General features: G+C 68.2%; 14 protein-coding genes and 1 pseudogene. 6 read left to right on the forward strand and 9 right to left on the reverse strand.

Annotated elements, in window-relative coordinates; genetic code table 11:
• Together ME121_RS30650 and ME121_RS30655 are read right to left on the reverse strand one after the other, a co-directional pair.
• The coding region (locus tag ME121_RS30650) for a GDP-L-fucose synthase family protein (RefSeq protein ID WP_059410163.1) at positions 1-684 on the reverse strand (684 nt) is incomplete at its 3' end.
• A 93-nt stretch (positions 685-777) separates the two neighbouring features.
• Positions 778-2049, reverse strand: coding sequence for a methyltransferase domain-containing protein (locus ME121_RS30655; protein WP_059410156.1), 1272 nt, complete (start codon positions 2047-2049; stop codon positions 778-780).
• A gap of 191 nt (positions 2050-2240) precedes the next feature.
• On the opposite strand from ME121_RS30655, the pseudogene ME121_RS30660 reads away from it, so the two are divergent.
• The 4 genes and pseudogenes from ME121_RS30660 (at position 2241) to ME121_RS30665 (ending at position 6812) form a co-directional block, all read left to right on the forward strand.
• Positions 2241-3912 (forward strand): annotated as a pseudogene (locus ME121_RS30660) (ISL3 family transposase).
• 125 nt (positions 3913-4037) lie between these two features.
• Positions 4038-4202 (forward strand): IS66 family transposase, encoded by a 165-nt coding sequence (locus tag ME121_RS34520; protein ID WP_206406993.1) that lies wholly within the window; start codon positions 4038-4040, stop codon positions 4200-4202.
• A gap of 4 nt (positions 4203-4206) precedes the next feature.
• Positions 4207-4431 carry an IS66 family transposase gene (locus tag ME121_RS34525; protein WP_206406997.1) on the forward strand — a complete coding sequence of 75 codons (225 nt, stop codon included), beginning with the start codon at positions 4207-4209 and terminating at the stop codon, positions 4429-4431.
• A 527-nt stretch (positions 4432-4958) separates the two neighbouring features.
• Positions 4959-6812, forward strand: a complete 1854-nt coding sequence (locus tag ME121_RS30665; RefSeq protein WP_458472511.1) for a rhamnan synthesis F family protein — start codon at positions 4959-4961, stop codon at positions 6810-6812.
• 81 nt (positions 6813-6893) lie between these two features.
• Here the strand turns inward: ME121_RS30665 and ME121_RS30670 are convergent, their stop codons facing one another.
• From ME121_RS30670 to rfbF, 5 genes are read right to left on the reverse strand one after another with little or no spacing between them, the layout of a single operon-like run.
• Positions 6894-7796, reverse strand: a complete 903-nt coding sequence (locus tag ME121_RS30670) for an NAD-dependent epimerase/dehydratase family protein (RefSeq protein WP_408902590.1) — start codon at positions 7794-7796, stop codon at positions 6894-6896.
• Entirely contained in the window at positions 7793-8338 is a 546-nt protein-coding gene (locus tag ME121_RS30675) for a dTDP-4-dehydrorhamnose 3,5-epimerase family protein (RefSeq protein WP_059410158.1), read from the reverse strand. Before ME121_RS30675 ends, ME121_RS30670 begins: the two co-directional genes overlap by 4 nt.
• A gap of 4 nt (positions 8339-8342) precedes the next feature.
• On the reverse strand, positions 8343-9605 hold the full coding sequence (locus ME121_RS30680; protein WP_059410159.1) for a class I SAM-dependent methyltransferase: 1263 nt from the start codon (positions 9603-9605) through the stop codon (positions 8343-8345).
• Positions 9602-10729 (reverse strand): CDP-glucose 4,6-dehydratase, encoded by a 1128-nt coding sequence (gene rfbG / locus ME121_RS30685; RefSeq protein WP_059410160.1) that lies wholly within the window; start codon positions 10727-10729, stop codon positions 9602-9604. The genes ME121_RS30680 and rfbG overlap by 4 nt, the downstream gene beginning before the upstream one ends.
• Complete coding sequence (rfbF, locus tag ME121_RS30690) at positions 10726-11496, reverse strand: glucose-1-phosphate cytidylyltransferase (RefSeq protein WP_059410161.1); 771 nt, start codon at positions 11494-11496, stop codon at positions 10726-10728. The genes rfbG and rfbF overlap by 4 nt, the downstream gene beginning before the upstream one ends.
• A 505-nt stretch (positions 11497-12001) precedes the next feature.
• Between rfbF and ME121_RS30695 the strand changes: the two genes are divergently transcribed.
• Entirely contained in the window at positions 12002-12661 is a 660-nt protein-coding gene (locus ME121_RS30695) for a hypothetical protein (RefSeq protein WP_206406986.1), read from the forward strand.
• Between the two features lie 103 nt (positions 12662-12764).
• Here ME121_RS30695 and ME121_RS30700 read toward each other — a convergent pair whose 3' ends face one another.
• Complete coding sequence (locus ME121_RS30700) at positions 12765-14180, reverse strand: coagulation factor 5 8 type domain-containing protein (RefSeq protein ID WP_089231759.1); 1416 nt, start codon at positions 14178-14180, stop codon at positions 12765-12767.
• Between the two features lie 171 nt (positions 14181-14351).
• Between ME121_RS30700 and ME121_RS30705 the strand changes: the two genes are divergently transcribed.
• On the forward strand, positions 14352-15803 hold the full coding sequence (locus ME121_RS30705) for a discoidin domain-containing protein (RefSeq protein WP_059410162.1): 1452 nt from the start codon (positions 14352-14354) through the stop codon (positions 15801-15803).
• Here ME121_RS30705 and ME121_RS30710 read toward each other — a convergent pair.
• Positions 15804-16131 (reverse strand): LbetaH domain-containing protein (locus ME121_RS30710; protein WP_491892918.1); only part of this gene is annotated, 328 nt, incomplete at its 5' end.

The following is a 16131-nucleotide window of genomic DNA, read 5'->3' on the forward strand; positions in this document are numbered from 1 at the left end:
CTCCATCACGTAGACGCTGGCCCGCGCCATGTCGTCGACGTGCAGGAACTCGCGCATCGCGCGGCCGGTGCCCCAGACCGTGACCTTCGCCAGACCCTCCTGCTTCGCCTCGTGGAAGCGGCGCATCAGCGCCGGCAGCACGTGGGCGTTCTCGGGATGGAAGTTGTCGTTCGGCCCGTAGAGGTTGGTCGGCATGACGCTGCGATAGCGGCGCCCGTACTGGCGATTGTAGCTCTCGCACATCTTGATCCCCGCGATCTTGGCGATCGCGTAGGGCTCGTTGGTCGGCTCGAGCAGCCCGGTGAGCAGGGCGTCCTCGCGCATCGGCTGCGGGGCGAGCTTCGGGTAGATGCAGGACGAGCCGAGGAACAGCAGCCGGTCGACATCGTGCGTGTGCGCGGCGTCGATCAGGTTCGACTGGATCAGCAGGTTCTCGTGGATGAACTCGGCCGGGTAGGTGTTGTTGGCGTGGATGCCGCCGACGCGGGCGGCGGCGAGGTAGACCTGATCGATGCGGTTCTCGGCGAAGAAGCGCCGGACCGCCGCCTGATCCAAGAGGTCGAGGGTCCGGCGGTCGGCCGTGAGGATCCGCTCGTGACCGAGCTCACGCAGGCGACGCACGATCGCCGAGCCCACCATCCCCCGATGGCCCGCCACGAAAATGGTCTGACCTCGACCGTCCATCGTTACACCTTCCCCGCAGCAAGCTCGGCTCGGAAATGGTGTTCAGGATCAATCGCCTGCGTCAAGCCGACATCCACTTCGTCAGAACGTGCCTCAGCGTTTCAGCACACGGCCCAGCAAGCGGCCGAGACCGTTCGTTTGTTGGGTCGCTGACTGCGCCTGCGCCACGGTTGCCAACGATCGCGCTTGAACTGCGGCAGCAGCATCTTTCTCGATGAGAAACATGCCCCAACCAATATAGCTACGATCGCGCAGCTCCGAGATCGGGACCGACATGCGCGGATCATCGCTGAGATGCGGCGTCAGGAATATCTGCCGGGCGGCCCGAAAGGTCTCGATCCCGTCGATATAGCCCTGCACGTCGGCAAGCTCCATGCCGACTTCCATGATACCGTAGGTGTCCATCACGTTGACCGACACCTCGTCGGTTTCATGCTGCCCACCTGGCTCAAGAAGCACGATTCGGCCCGGATCTTTTAGGGCGCGCTCGTAGCATCGCATAGCGGCCGGCCGGTCCGGTATGTGATGGAACGCGTCGAAGCACAGTACGGCGTCGAAGACCCCCGCGCGGAACGGCAGATTCTCCGAGTCGCCGACCACAAGGTGGGGCTGATTGTTCGGGCCCATCCGTCGACGTCCGACATCGGGGTAGACGCGCGAGATGTCGATGCCGACGGCATCAATGCCGAGATTCATCAACCACTCAGTGGTCCAGCCATACCCGCATCCGGAGTCGAGCACTCGATGGCCGTGTTGCAATTGTAGGAACGGCAGGCAATTACCGAAGCCTCGTATGAGATCGGCCGGATGATTGTAGATGTTTGGGTTGAATGGCGACAGCAACCCTGGCGCTAGGAAGTTCGCCTTGTCCTCGACCTTGTCGAGCAATCCGATCTCGGACGTCTTGTGGTTGTCCCCGCGGCGGCCACTGGCGTCGATACCGGCGACCGCCTGACGCAAAGCGACGACAAGCTCCGCCGGGATGCGCGGAGCGATAACTTGATCAAGAAAATCGTGGTGGCTTTGCCAGTCGCGCAGGGACGGAGGCAGTAGCTCCGGGATCGTGTCGACGATCGGGTACCACATGCCCGTATCGGTGGCGACGAGGAGCCCGTCGATGACGATTGTCTGACGGCTTCGCTCCGGGGCATCCGGGGCGGTCTCATGCCGCGCCAAAAAGGAGGTGTAGAATGCCCCCGCCTCTCCTTCCAATGCTGGCCCAACCGGCACGCCCGGGCGACTCACGCGGCTCCCCAGCTTGCCATACGGTCCGATGAAAGGAACTTCCGCCTCAGTTGCGCCGACGAGAACGAACGGGGCACCCGTGTCCGGTGATGCGAGCAAATCGAGGAGGCTGTAGCGCATCGCACTTCCAGTGAGAGTGGCTGAGGCGCGACGTTTATCCCCCTTAACCGGATTAAGCCAACCTGGATACGTCGTTGCCCGTCCAGCGCGACGCCTCCAAAGGCTGAGGTTGACTCGAACTCGTGGTTCTCCCGCACTTTGCGTGGAACGGTCGCGGTGACGGGGATGGCACAGGCTGGTTCACCAGGCGGATGATCCTGTCCTCATCCCTGCCGGGCTGTACCATCGAGCGCGTCATCCGTAGCGACGGTCGTCTTGTCGTCTTCGCCCATGCGCGGCGTGTGCATGGCCGTTGCCCAACCTGTGACACGACCAGCTCTGCCGTTCACAGCCGCTATGGACTCCGTCCGGCCGATCTGCCGAGCATTGGTCAGCCCATGACGCTGCGCCTGCGCGTCCGACGCTTCTACTGCCATGATAGTGCCTTCCGCCGTCGCACCTTCGCTGAGCCACTCCCGCAGCTGATGCCGCCGCGAGCACGCCGGACGCGCCGCCTCGCGCAGGCCCAGACTCGGATCGGGATTGCGGCAGGGGGTGAGGCCGGTGCGCGCCTGACCAGCCATCTGGGGATGCAGACCGGCTCCGATACGATCTTGCGTCTCGTGCGCCGTCTGCCGCTGCCGAGCGTGGATCGGCCGCGAGCCGTGGGCATCGACGATGGGGCCATCCGCAAAGGACGGACCTACGGCACGCTGCTCGTCGATCTCGACCGTCGATGCCCGATCGACCTGCTGCCCGATCGACCTGCTGCCCGACCGAACCGGGGCGACCGTCACCGATTGGCTGCGGCGCCATCCTGGCATCCAGATCGTCGCCCGCGACCGCTCGACCGAGTACGCCCGAGCGGCGGCGGCAGGCGCTCCCGCTGCTCTCTAGGTCGCCGACCGATGGCATCTCCTTCTCAACATGCGCCAGGCGCTCGAACAGTGGCTCGGCCGAGCCCATGGCCGGCTGCGGCAGCTGCCCGCTCTACCCAGCGGTGATGGCCGCCAGTCCGGGGAACGCCTGCGTGCATACCGCCGTAGCGCCGCCGAGATCACGATGAGCCGTGACAGTCGTGCCCGGCGGCTTGCGGCCTACGAGGACGTACGTCGGCGTCATCTGGCAGGTGCCGCCCTCCTGGCGATCAGCCGCGCTACAGGGTTGGCGCGCGCGACCGTACGCAAGTACGCCCAGGCTGAGAGCTTCCCCGAGCGCGCGATCCAGCGGCCCGCTCCATCTCGCCTCGACCCCTACCTGGCTCATCTGGAGCAGCGCATGGCCGAGGGCTGCGAGAACGCCATGGCGCTCTGGCGCGAGATCCGCGACCAGGGCTTTGGTGGAACTCATGGGCAGGTGCATCGCTACCTCACCGAACGGCGCACTGTGCCGGCGCGGCGCACCGCCCACAAGTGGCTGTCGCGAACCGGAGCGACGAGCGCGGAGGCTCCCAGAGCAGAACCGATCGCCTCTCAAAAGCAACTGGCCTGGACCTTGGTTCAGTCCATCAAGACGTTGTCGCCCAGTGCCGCAGCCGACCTCGCTCGCATCCGGCAGGACGCCGAGGCAGCACGCGTCGCCGACCTGGCGCGATGGTTCACGATGTTGGTGCGCGCTTGCGGCCTGGATGGCGACCGACCGGTGGATGCGGCCGGCGAACTCGACAGATGGCTCTCCGAGACGCGCACCTGCGGCGTCGCGGCATTAGAGACCTTCGCGGCTGGCTTGGCGCAGGACGGGCCGGCGGTTCGGGCGGCGCTGACGACGTCTTGGAGCAACGCTCAGGCTGAAGGGCAGATCAGTCGGCTGAAGATGCTCAAGCGTACCATGTACGGCCGCGCCAGCTTCGCACTGCTTCGCCGCCGCGTGCTCCTTGCTACCTGATCCACGCAAAGTGCGGGAGAACCGCGAGGACGAGGGAGGATCAGCGAGACGATCGCGCAGGCTCCGGCCCGGTTCCATCCGATCCGCGCGGACGAGCGGGCCCGAACCTCCTCGCCGAGGTGATAATGGCCAAGTTCGGCCTGCACCTGCCGCTGCATCGCCAGAGCCAGCGCTTCGCCCACGAGGGCGTACCGATCGATGTCTCGACGCTGGCCGGCTTGGTCAGAGCAGTGACCACCGCCCTTTCGCCCCTAGTCACCCGGATCCGAGGCCCATGGTCGAGGGGCTGAGCGCCTGCATCTCGACGACACGCCCGTACCGGTCCTGGCCAAGCGCAAGACCCGCACGGGCCGGCTCTGGACGGTAGTGCGTGACGACCGTCCCTTCGGCGGTCCCAAGCCGCCGGCTGTGGCCTACTTCTACTCCCCCGACCGCTCTGGCGCGCATGCCGAGACTTGGCTGGCCGATTTCCACGGCATCGTGCAGGCGGGTGCCTTCTCCGGGTTCGGTCGACTGTAGGCAAACTCACAAGGAGGCATCTACCTTCATTCCCGCCAGGCTGCGCCATCGCGCGTCGTTCAGGCCACCGGTCGCTTTGTCATCTTCGCTCATATGCGACATGCTCGTCGTCGATGTCCGACCACTGGCACACTCCGTTCCTCCGTTCACAGCCGCTAAGAGCGCGATCCCGCCGCGAGGCGGAGCTTGGTGATGCTCAGTAATTGGCTCGTGCGAAGGGCACAAACGGCACCCATTCCAGACAGAGAGACGTCGGCGCGGTAGCGATGGCATCGAACGAAAACAATCCACGCTCAGATGGCTCCCATGACGACCGCGACGCCGGCAATCGCGCGGCGCGCGACCTGTCGATCGATGCCGACTGGTACCGAGAACGCTACCCCGACGTCGCGGCGGCAGGTGCAGACCCATCCGCGCACTTCCGGTCTCATGGCCGCTCAGAAGGCCGCTTACCCAACCCGGCAGCCGAGTTGGCGTCGCTGGGCGAGGTCGTCGACGCCGCCTGGTACCGCGCGCGCTATCCTGACGTGGCCGCCACGAGAGCCGACCCCGTCCGACACTATCTCCTCTACGGCCGGACCGAGGGCCGGTATCCAAACGCCGATCGCGAGCCGCGGGACGTATGGAACACCCGCTTCGACCCGACCTGGTACCGGGCGCGGAACGCGGATCTCGGCCCCTACCAGGACGACCCCCTGGAGCATTTCCGCCGGATCGGGCTCCTAGAGGGTCGAGCCGCCAACGCCGCCGAGGAGGATCGGGAGGCCTGGCGCGGAACCTTCGATCCGGACTGGTACCTCGCCCGCAACCCCGACGTCGCCCGGCGCGGCCTCAATCCCCTTGAGCACTTCATCACGGAAGGCTTGATCGACCGCCGGCGCCCCCACGCGCACGCGGTCCTCGAGTCGGAGCCGATCACGACAGCGCGTATCGACCGCCTCAAGGGCGGCGCGTTCGCCGACGAGGTCGCCCTGTTCGTCACGCACGCGCGCGACGGCGCGATCAAGCCGCACGTTGCCCACCATCTCGCTTGCCTGCGGCGTTGCGGGATCGCGTGCGCCCTGATCGTGGCCTGCGACGAGGCCGAGGTCGTGGTGACCGGTGCAGCCCTCGACCAGGTCGATCACGCCTTCCGGCGCGCGAATGCGGGTTTCGATTTCGCCGCCTGGGCCCACGTGCTGCGCCTGCACCCCGAGCTCCTCAACGCCAAGATCCTGTACCTCGTCAACGACAGCGTCTTCGGGCCGACCCATCCGGAGGCGCTGGAGCGGGTGGTCGCTCGGATCCGCGCGAGCGAGGCCGACCTCGTCGGCCTTACCGACAATGCCGACCGGGGCTGGCACATCCAGAGCTACTTCCTCGCGCTCAAAGGGCGCTTCCTGGCCTCCGAGGTGGGCCGGGCGTTCTTCGATGGCGTGGTGTCGTACGCCCATAAGAATGACGTCGTGAACGAGTACGAGACGCAGCTGGCCCGCTACGCGACCGCTAGCGGGTTTCGCGCGGAGGTCCTGTTCCCGGCCCCGGATTGGCTCGACGCGACGCTGCACAATTGGCGTAAGCTCCTGCGCGCCGGCTTCCCCTATCTGAAAGTCGGGACCGCCCGGGCACTCGTCCCGGGCGTCGAGACCGCGGACTGGCGCGCCGAGATGGCCGCGCGCGGGTACGACACCGGGCCCGCCGATCGGACGCTCGCGCGGCTCGCCCGGGAGGCGGCGGGGGGCCGCCCCGCGCCAGACGGGACCGGGCGCGACGAGGACCGCCTCGCGCTTGCCGAGATGCACGAGTTCCTGTCCGCCGGGGACGTGCTTAACTTGGCGCCGAGCGCAGCCCCGCTCGTCTCGGTCCTCGCCGTCGTCGGCGGCCGGCCGGCGCGGCTCCTGCGCCTGATGCGCGCCCTCGCGGAAGGCCGACGCGCGCCGAGCGAGGTCGTGCTCGTCGACAACGCCTCGATCGACGACACGCACGACGTCCTCGGGCGGCTGGCCGGCGCGACGGTCATCACGAACGTCGCGCCCCTGCCGCCGCTGCGCGCGGCGCGGCAGGCCGCCGCTCGCGCCCGCGCGGAAGTCCTCGTCCTCATGCGGCCCGGTGCGTGGCAGGAGGCTGAGCCGAGCGGTCCAACCGCGGATGGCGCGGAAGACGGGCGAGTCCTGCTCGACCTGTTGGAGCGGGTATGGCCGGCCGGTGACGGGCTGAGCTACGAGCCCTTGGCGGCGCCGACCGAGGCGCCCTGGCGGGCTTTCGGCGTCCGCCACCGCAGCGATCGCCTTGGGACGGCCTACGCGATGCTGCGTCGCGACGCGCCGCAGGTGCTGGAGCTGCTCATCGACCTCCTGGAGCCGCCGCGTCAAGGCGAAGCGCCGGACCCAAACGTGCTCTGACAGGGGTACCGGCTCAGGCAAGCGCGGGGCGCGGCCGCCAGCGGGGTGGGTCTCAGCGCCGCCGGATGCCTCACATGTTTCCTACGGCCTAGAGTTGTGGGCCGTGAGCGTTGCGCGCAGGCCCGCGTCGAGATCGAAGCGGGGCTGAAAGCCAACCTCCCCGTGCAGGCGGCTCACGTCAGCCTCTATGTAGGCCGGCTCACTGTCCGCGAGCGGACGGGCGCCGAAATCGATTAGGTCCGGCCGGTCGGTCAGGCGGCCGATCCGCTCCAAGATCGCCCGCACCGGCACCGCCGCGCCCGAGCCGACATTGACTGGGCCCACGACGTCCGAGTCCATTAGAGCCGCGAACGCCCCGGCCGCGTCCGCCACATGGCTGAAATCCCGGCGCTGGTGGCCCGTGCTGGTGCCGAAGCGCGCGCCCGCGACCAGCGCCCGGATCGCGTCGCCGACCAGCCGGCCCGGCTTCTCTCCCGGTCCGTAGAGGAAGAACAGCCGCCCCCAGGCGAAGGACAGCCCGGTCTCGCCCGCATAGGCCTCCAGGATACGCCGCGTCCCGTCCTTGGCGGCCCCATACAGGGTGGCGGGGGCGCACGGCGCGTCCTCGCGCAAGCGCTTGGAGCCCCAGGCGTACTCGGCGCAGGTGCCCGCCGCCACCGCCCGAATACCGCCGGCCTCCCGGAAGGCGCGGACCAGCGCCAGGCTCGCCGCGACCCAGTCGAGGTTGACGGCGGAGCGCCAGTACAGGCCCGGTTCGGCGTACCAGGCCAAGTGCAACAGATGACTCGCCCGAACGGCGTCGAGGACGTCTCGGACAGACGCCGCGTCCAGCAGGTCGACCGGGTGGAAGGCGACCTCCGCGGCCGGCGGCCGGCGGCCGAGGGCGTGGATCTCGAAGCCGCGGGCCTGGAGCGCCGGGATCGCGTGGGCGCCAACGAACCCGGTCGCGCCGGTGAGCACGATGCGCGGCACGCCCGAACTCACACGACCGGCTCCGCGCCGGTCCAGGCCGGGAAGGCGAGGTCGCGCTCACTGATCACCGTCACTGGCTCCGGCCAGACCACGTTGAGAGCCGGGTCGTCCCAGCGCAGGCCGCGGGCCGCCTCGGCCACGTAGGCGTGGTCGATCATGTAGAGCACCTCCGTCTCGTCGCGCAGCGTCTGGAACCCGTGCGCGAACCCCGCCGGGATGTAGATCGCGGCCCGGTTCTCGGCCGACAGCTCAACGCCGACGGCCTGCAGGTAGGTCGGTGAGACCCGGCGCAAGTCGACGATCACGTCGTGAATTGCCCCCATCGTGCAGCGCACGAGCTTGGTCTCGGCATGCGGGGCCAACGCGTAATGCATCCCCCGCACCGTGCCACGCCACAGGTTGAATGACACGCTCGACTGCCGGAACCGATCCACCAGCCCGCGCGCCGCCAACGTGTCCTCGCACACCGTCCGGGCGAAGAAGCCGCGCTCGTCCGTGTACGGGCTGAGGCCGATCCGGTAGGCGCCCGCGAGCGGCAACTCCTCGAACGTCACGGGCTTACTCCACCGCGAGGCCCGGGATGCAGGTGACGAACCGGCCGCCCCAGGCGCGGATCGCCCCCATCTCCTGCATGATCTCGGCCTTCAGGTTCCAGGGCAGGATCAGCACGTAATCCGGGCGCATCTCCAATAGCGCTGCCGGGGAGACCACCGGGATCCGGCTGCCGGGCAGGAGCGTGCCCTGCTTATGCGGCGAGCGGTCGGCCACCGCCTCGACCAGCTCCGGGCCGATCCCGCAATAGTTCAAGAAGGTGTTGCCCTTGGCCGCCGCCCCGTAGCCGCAGACGCGCTTGCCCGCCCGACGCTGCTCGATCAGGAATTCGAGGCTCGCGCATTTGATCTCGACCACGGCTCCGGCGAACCTCCCGTAACCGTCGGCCGAGAACAGCCCGCCCTCTCGCTCGTCGGTAAGAACCCGCGCCACAGCCGGCGTCGGCGCGTGCGGGCCGTCGGCGTGGCAGAAGAACACCCGCAGCGAGCCGCCGTGGGTCGGCAACTCCTCCACATCGAACACCCGCAGCCCAGACCGCTCCAGGATCCCCGAGACCACGCCGAGCGACAGGTACGAGAAGTGCTCGTGGTAGATCGTGTCGAACTGGTTGTGCTCGATCATCCGCAGGAGGTGCGGGAACTCGAAGGTGCCGGCGCCGTTGCGCTTCAGCAGCACCTGGAAGCCGGCGATGAAATCGAGGATGTCGGGCACGTGTGCGAGGACGTTGTTGGCCGCCATCAGGTCGGCGCCGTGTCCCTCCGCGAGCAGCCGCTCGGCGGTAGCGCGGCCGAAGAACGCGACCTCGCTCGGCACGCCCTTCTCGCGCGCCACGGCCGCGACGTTGGCCGCCGGCTCGACGCCGAGCACCGGCACACCCCGAGCGATGAAGTATTGCAGCAGATAGCCGTCGTTGCTGGCGACCTCTACCACCTTGCTATGCGGTCCCAGTCCGAAGCGCTCGGTCATGGCGGCGACGTAGTGCTCCACGTGGCGCAGCCAACCGGCCGAGAAGCCCGAGAAGTAGGCGTAGTCAGAGAAGATGTGCTCCGGGCTCTCGAACGCCTCGAGCTGGACCAGCCAGCAACGCTCGCAGACATAGGCGTGGAGCGGGTAGGCCATCTCCCCCTGCCCCGCCCGCGCGGGCGGCACGTAGGAATTGGCCAGCGGCGACAGGCCGAGATCGGCCACGGTGCGCGCGAGCGGCGTGCCGCAGGCACGGCAGCAGACTCGATTCGCGGTAGCCGGAACGGTATCGATCGCTGCGCTCATGCCCGGTCCTCTGCTCCTGCCAGCGCCTCGTAGCGCGCGATCTGGTCGAGTGTCAGCGCGGCCGCGTCCGCGCCCTCCTCTTGGGCCCGGTACCACGCCCCGGTCCAGTCCAGCGCTTCGGCGAGCCGCAGCCGCCGGTCCCAGCCGAGATGCGCGCGCGCCTTCGAGGCGTCGACCTTGAGGAAGGTCGCCTCATGCGGGTGCGTGCCGCTGGCGAGGCGCCACGTCGCTCCGGCACCCCAGCCTCGGGCGAGGCCGGCGACCACCTCGGAGACTGGTTGGCAATCCGCGTCGGCCGGACCAAAGTTCCAGCTTTCAGCGTAGCGCGCGCCGTCTGCGCCGCAGAGGACCTCGGCCAAGCGCAGGTAACCCGAGAGCGGCTCCAAGACGTGCTGCCAGGGCCGCACCGCGCCCGGCGCGCGGATCTCCACCGGCTCGCCCCGGCCGAAGGCGCGCACTACGTCCGGGACGAGGCGATCCAGCGACCAGTCGCCGCCGCCGATGACGTTGCCGGCTCGTGCGCTCGCGATCCGCGCCGGGTGTCCGCCGTTTCCGAAGAACGAGGCGCGGTACGCGCTGGTCACGAGCTCGGCGCAGCCCTTCGAGTTGGAATAGGGATCGCGCCCGCCCATCGGCTCGTCCTCGCGGTAGGCCCAGACCCACTCGCGGTTCTCGTACGCCTTGTCGCTGGTGACGATCACTACCGCCCGCACCGATGGACAGGCGCGCACCGCCTCCAGGAGGTGCACCGTGCCCATGACGTTGCTGGCATAGGTGCCGACCGGGTCGGTATAGGACGGCCGCACCAGCGCCTGGGCGGCGAGGTGCAGGACGATCTCAGGCCGCGCCTCGGCCATGCAGGCGGAGAGTGCGGTGAGGTCGCGAACGTCCCCGATCCGGCTGTCGACGCGATCGGGCAGTTCGGCTAGCGCGCACAGACTCGGGTCGGTCTCCGGCACCAACGCGAACCCGGTGACCCGTGCGCCGAGGCGGCCGAGCCATAAGCTAAGCCACGCACCCTTGAACCCGGTGTGGCCGGTGAGCAGCACCCGGCGACCCGCCCAGAAGCCGGGATTGGGGTTTTGGGCGCGCGATGCCGCCACGCTCGCTACGGCGGCGCTCATGCCCAAATCATCCAGGGGGCAGCCTTACTTGCCCAGAGCGCCTCGAGCTGGTTCTTGTCGCGCAGCGTGTCCATCGCCTGCCAGAACCCGGTGTGGCGGAAAGCGTGGAGCTGCCCCTCGTGCGCCAGCCGCTCCAGGGGCTCGTTCTCCCACACGGTGGCGTCGCCCGCGACATAGTCGAGCACCCGGGGGTCGAGGACGAAGAAGCCGCCATTGATCACGGCGCCATCGCCGGCCGGCTTCTCGCGGAAATTGCGAATCGCGTCTCCTTCCAGTTCCAGGGCGCCGAAGCGGCCAGGCGGCGCCACGGCGGTCAGCGTCGCCAGGCGGCCGTGCGCCTTGTGGAAGGCAGCGAGTGCGGTCAGGTCTACGTCCGAGACGCCGTCGCCGTATGTCATAAAGAACGGTTCAGTGCCGAGATAGGACCGCACGCGCCGGAGCCGGCCGCCGGTCATGGTCTCGGGTCCGGTCTCGATGAGCGATACGCTCCAATCCTCCGCGCCGCTGCGGTGAAACTCGATCGCCCCCGTACCGGTCTCGACGGTCACGTCGGACAGGTGGAGGCGGTAGTTGAGGAAGAACTCCTTGATCATGTAGCCGCGGTAGCCAAGGCAGATCACGAACTCGCGCACGCCATGGGCCGCGAATCCCTTCATGATGTGCCACAGGATCGGCTGGCCGCCGATCTCGACCATTGGCTTCGGGCGCGTCCCGGTCTCCTCCGACAGGCGTGTCCCGAGCCCGCCCGCCAAGATTACCGCCTTCATCCGTTCCTCTCCGGCAATCCCAACGGTCCCGCCCGATTGCAGCCGCCGTCCACTGGAGCGTCGAGGGCGCATTGACCTCGGCGAAGGGACGGGTCTTCCAATCAGATCCCGCGCGGCTTACGCGCGAAGGCCGATGCTGTTCAACCCGCTGTTCCACCCGTCATCCATCGTTGGCCGGCTCACAAGTCTCCCAACCCGGCCTTCCGGCGCCGTCCAAGCCGGATCGCTCGCCTAAGCCTCCGACCGGGCTTGGGTGCGGGCAGCCGCCTGTTCGCGAGAAGCCCCTCGTCACACCGGGCTCCAAGCTCTATCAGCCTCGATACGAACGCCCGCGCTCCGCGCCGCGCAGGCCCCACGCCGTCGGAGTTGCCCGAAGACTATGTCGATCCGGACCGCCGCCGTCATCTACCTCGCCCGCGGCTACGACGCCGATCACACCGACCGGTTTCGGCGGTTCGTAGCCTCGTACCGAGCGCACCCCGCTGGGCACGATCACAAATTCTACGTGATCTTCAAGGGCTTCGCTGGAGCGGCGCAGCGTGTGGCGGCGGCGGAGATCTTCGACGGCTTGCCGTTCGAGGCTATCGAAACCGACGACCTCAGCTTCGATCTCGGCGCCTACGCGGACGCCCTGAGGAGCGTAGGCGAGGATCACATCTGCTTCCTCAACACGAACTCGGAGATCAACGCGCCGTTCTGGCTCGCCAAGCTCCTGCGCAATCTGGACACGCCCGGTGTCGGCATGGTCGGCGCGACGGGCTCCTTCGAGAGCCTACATTACATCAACCGGTTGTTTCCGGCGTATCCCAATCCTCACCTGAGGACGAACGCCTTCGCGATGCGGCGGGAGCACGCCCAGGCGCTACTTGCCACCTACGCCATCACGACCAAGCTCGACGCATTCTTCGCGGAGAGCGGCCCCGATGGCCTGACACGCCGGGTCTTCGCGCTTGGCCTTACCTGTCTGATCGTCGGTGCCGACGGCCGCGGATACGCGCCGCCGCTCTGGCCCGACAGCGAGACATCCCGTCAGGGACAGCAAGCCAACCTTCTCGTGCACGACAACTACACGCGTGGCTTCGAAACGAAGGGTCCCCGCGAGCGCGCGGAGCTCACCTCCGCATCCTGGGGACGCGCGATCCCAGTGTCGGTGGTCGAGGCCTGAGCGCCGCCTAGGGCTGGTTGGCGCAGACGAGCTATCGGTGCCGGACACATCCCAATTCGATTCGAAGGCGCGCCGGCTCAGCCGGCGAGGCCGCGGCGCCCGCTCACAAACGGTCGTCGAAGGCCAGCTTCTCGGCCGGATACTCGATCATCAGGCGGCGCTGGGCCTCGGAATTCGCCCACTCCCCGATCTTCATGTACCCGCCGCCGACATCCCGGACTTCGATGGCTTGGCCCACCGTCTCGATCGTCTGGAAGCCCTGCGGCCAGTTGCACGAGAAGTAGAACACCTGCTCTACCCGTTCCGAGACGTGGCAGACACCGGGTCCGAACGAGCCGAACCCGAAGATGAGGTAGCGGCCGTTGGCGATCGCCGCGACGTCGTCGGCCAGCGTGCCGCTCTGGGTCCTCAGCGGCAGGCCGATGCGCGCGATATGGTCCTCCAGCGCCGGGATCACCGGGTTCGCCCGGTTCTCGAACACCATCTTGACGGATCGGATGCGGCCTTCCGCCATCAGGCGCTCGATGACCATCCGGTAGAACGCCAGCGGCGGCTGCGGGTAATTCGGGTCGATCCAGGTGCTGAAGATGTCGCCGGAACGGATATGGATGATCAGCTCGTCCTCGGGCTTAGCCGGAAACACCGCCGGCAGGCCGTTGAACAGGGGCCGGATGTACGTGTGGACGATCGCCCGCATGGGCAGCGGATCGCGCGCATCCACCACGGGTTGGAATGGCGTGTCGAAGAACATCCCGGACAGGAAGTAGCCGTCGTCCGGCAGCGGCTCGTCGGCGGGGATGAAGGTGATCCCCGCGCAGGTCAGACGCTCCTTCAGGAAGATTACTTGGCTCCGGTCGATCTTCGGGATCTTGACGTAGGTCAGCCGGAGCGCGCGCGCGACCGCGATGGCGATTGCGTACTGCACGAGGCAATTGCCGAAGGCACCGTTCTCGAGGAGCGCGATGCCGACCAGCGCCTTCGAGCGCGGCGGCTCCGCGCTCACTAGACTATAGGAGGTGTGCAGCACCGCTCCGGCATGCTCGTGGAGGATGTTGAAGGCGACGCCGAGCTGGGCGCGGAATACGATCAGATCGAGCGTCGTCGCTTCGCACCAGACGTGCAGCCGCGCGCGGGCCGAGGCGCTCCCGGCGGGGACGACGGCGCGGACGTGGCGCGTCCATCGCCCCTCCCCGGCCGCGAGCACTGCACGGATCTCCCGGTCCGCCGCGGACCGAGCCGCGATCGGCGGCTCCGACCAAGCGCTGCCGTCCTGTGAGAACGCGAGCCGCAGATCGGTTACGACCTCCGATCGACGCGCTCCGTCCAGGCTGACCGAGACGGCGTGGATCGGGAACCGCACGCCGAGATCGACCACGAGCGTGAGCGACTCACCAGCTCGATCCGGTTCGGCCGGGCGCCCAGCGGCGGGCGCCGGCGGGGCTCCCTCCACCGTCCGGGTGATCTCCCGGGGGGCCGCGAGATCGACGAGGTCTTCGATCCGGTCGGCTGCTTCGGCCATGCGATGCACTCGTTCGCCCCTTTGTCGGTCGGCGGGTGGCGTCACGCCGGGCCCGATCGCCTAGCTGGATGTCGCGCGGCAAGGCAAGCCGGGGCCGCCCCGATCGGACGGCCGCCGCGGCGGGAGACAAGGCGGTTGACCGCGCGCGCGCCAGCTGCTCAGACCTCGAAGATGACCGCGCCCTTCGACAACCCGGATCTCTACGTCAACGTCGCCCTCGGCAAGCCGGCGACGCAGAGCTCCCGGCCAGCTTGGTGCCCGCTGGGTCCGGACGGACTGGTCAACGGCGATTTCAGCCAGGAGTACAACGCCCATACGGACGTCGACCAACCGGCTTGGTGGCAGGTCGACCTTGGGCAGCGCCTCCCGCTGTCGGCGATCGTCGTCCACAACCGGCGTGAGGTGGCGCGGGAGGCCGCCCGCTCCCTCCGCGTCGAGGTGTCGGACGACGGGGCAGCCTGGACCCTGATCCACGCGGGGCTGACGCATTTCCGGGCTCGGGGGCAGGCTATCCCCCTGCAGCTTCCGCTCGCCGGGCTCGTCTGGGCACGGTTCGTCAAGCTGTCGCTCGACGAGCCCCAGCCGCTGGTGCTGACCCAGGTCGAGGTATTCGTCGAGCGCCCGGCCCTCGAACTGATCCGTCTGCGGGAAGAGCACGACCTCGATATCCCGCTCCTGGCCGAAACGCCCGGCGCGGTCGAGCAGATGAGCTACGCTCTGGTCGGCGCGCCTGGCACCCGCGACCGTCCGCTGATTGGCGTGTCGCTCGTGCTCAACGCCGCCCTCGGCAACGGCTTGATGCAGCACACCATGGCGATCGCCGTCGCCCGCCGGCTCGGTCTACGCTACTTCAAGCTTGCCACGCGGGAGAGCAGCGGGGTGATCGCGCGCACCGAGCCGGTGGATCTCGGCGGTCTCACCTTCCTGCCGGGCACCCATCCCCTGCCCGAGGGCGGCTGGTTCCTGGAGGGCTATTTCTGGGAGCTGGAGCACCACGCGCGCTTCGCCCGGGACCTGCTGACGCCGCACGACAAGCGCGAGATGGTCCGTACCATCATCCACCCGCTCTACAATCTGCTGCCGCCGGTGTTCGCGCCGAAGCCGGACGACGAGCTGATCATCCATATCCGCTCGGGCGACGTGTTCAGCACCTGGGTCAACGCCGCCTACATCCAGCCGCCGCTGGCCTTCTACACACTGGTGATCGACCGCTTCCGGCAGGCAGGCCGGATCACGCGCGTCAAGCTCGTCTACGAGAACCGCCTCAACCCGGTGATCGACGCGCTTGAGGCGCATCTCAGCGCGCATGCGATCCCGTTCACCGTCCAGAGCGGGAGCATCGTCGAGGACACCGCCGCCCTCGTGAACGGGCGTCACCTCGTCTTCGGGTTCGGAACCCTGGGGCCGGCGATCTGCTACCTGTCCGACTCGGTCGAGACCGTGGTCTCGTTCGCCAACGGCTACGATCACAAATTCCGGGAGATCCCGACGGTCAAGAACGTCGTCGAGGTGACCGACGCGGGGGATTACATCCGGCCCGGCGGCTGGAACAACTCGCCCGAGCAGCGCCGGGTGATGATCGAGTATCCGGAGTCGAACCTGCGCCTCGAGGGGACGATCTGATCATGCGCCCGGTATCAGCGACTGGATCGGGATCCGCTCCGGGCGGTATTCCTGCATGCCCCCGGCGATCCGTTCCTCGACGGCGTCGATGAACTTCTCCGGGTCGGTGATCGAGCACTGGCGCAGGTCCCAGAAGGCGTAGCGCCACCATTGCACCTTCAGGTAGCGCTCGATCAGCGCGTCGGGGAAGCGCATCTTCACGATCCGGGCGGGGCTGCCGGCCACGATCGCGTAGGGCGGCACGTCCTTGGTCACCACCGCCATGGCGCCGATCACCGCCCCGTCGCCGATCGTGATGTCGGGCATCAGGAAGGCGCCGTGGCCGATG

The sequence above is a fragment of the Methylobacterium sp. ME121 genome, assembly GCF_000974725.1.
Lineage (GTDB): Bacteria > Pseudomonadota > Alphaproteobacteria > Rhizobiales > Beijerinckiaceae > Methylobacterium > Methylobacterium radiotolerans.

What these genes read in the sequence shown, in the direction of transcription:
- ME121_RS30700 (WP_089231759.1), bottom strand. Translation starts at nt 14,180, where the DNA reads ATGGCCGAAGCAGCCGACCGGATCGAAGACCTCGTCGATCTCGCGGCC.
- ME121_RS34520 (WP_206406993.1), top strand. Translation starts at nt 4,038, where the DNA reads ATGGCCAAGTTCGGCCTGCACCTGCCGCTGCATCGCCAGAGCCAGCGC.
- rfbG (WP_059410160.1), bottom strand. Translation starts at nt 10,729, where the DNA reads ATGAGCGCCGCCGTAGCGAGCGTGGCGGCATCGCGCGCCCAAAACCCC.
- ME121_RS30705 (WP_059410162.1), top strand. Translation starts at nt 14,352, where the DNA reads ATGACCGCGCCCTTCGACAACCCGGATCTCTACGTCAACGTCGCCCTC.
- ME121_RS30680 (WP_059410159.1), bottom strand. Translation starts at nt 9,605, where the DNA reads ATGAGCGCAGCGATCGATACCGTTCCGGCTACCGCGAATCGAGTCTGC.
- ME121_RS30655 (WP_059410156.1), bottom strand. Translation starts at nt 2,049, where the DNA reads ATGCGCTACAGCCTCCTCGATTTGCTCGCATCACCGGACACGGGTGCC.
- rfbF (WP_059410161.1), bottom strand. Translation starts at nt 11,496, where the DNA reads ATGAAGGCGGTAATCTTGGCGGGCGGGCTCGGGACACGCCTGTCGGAG.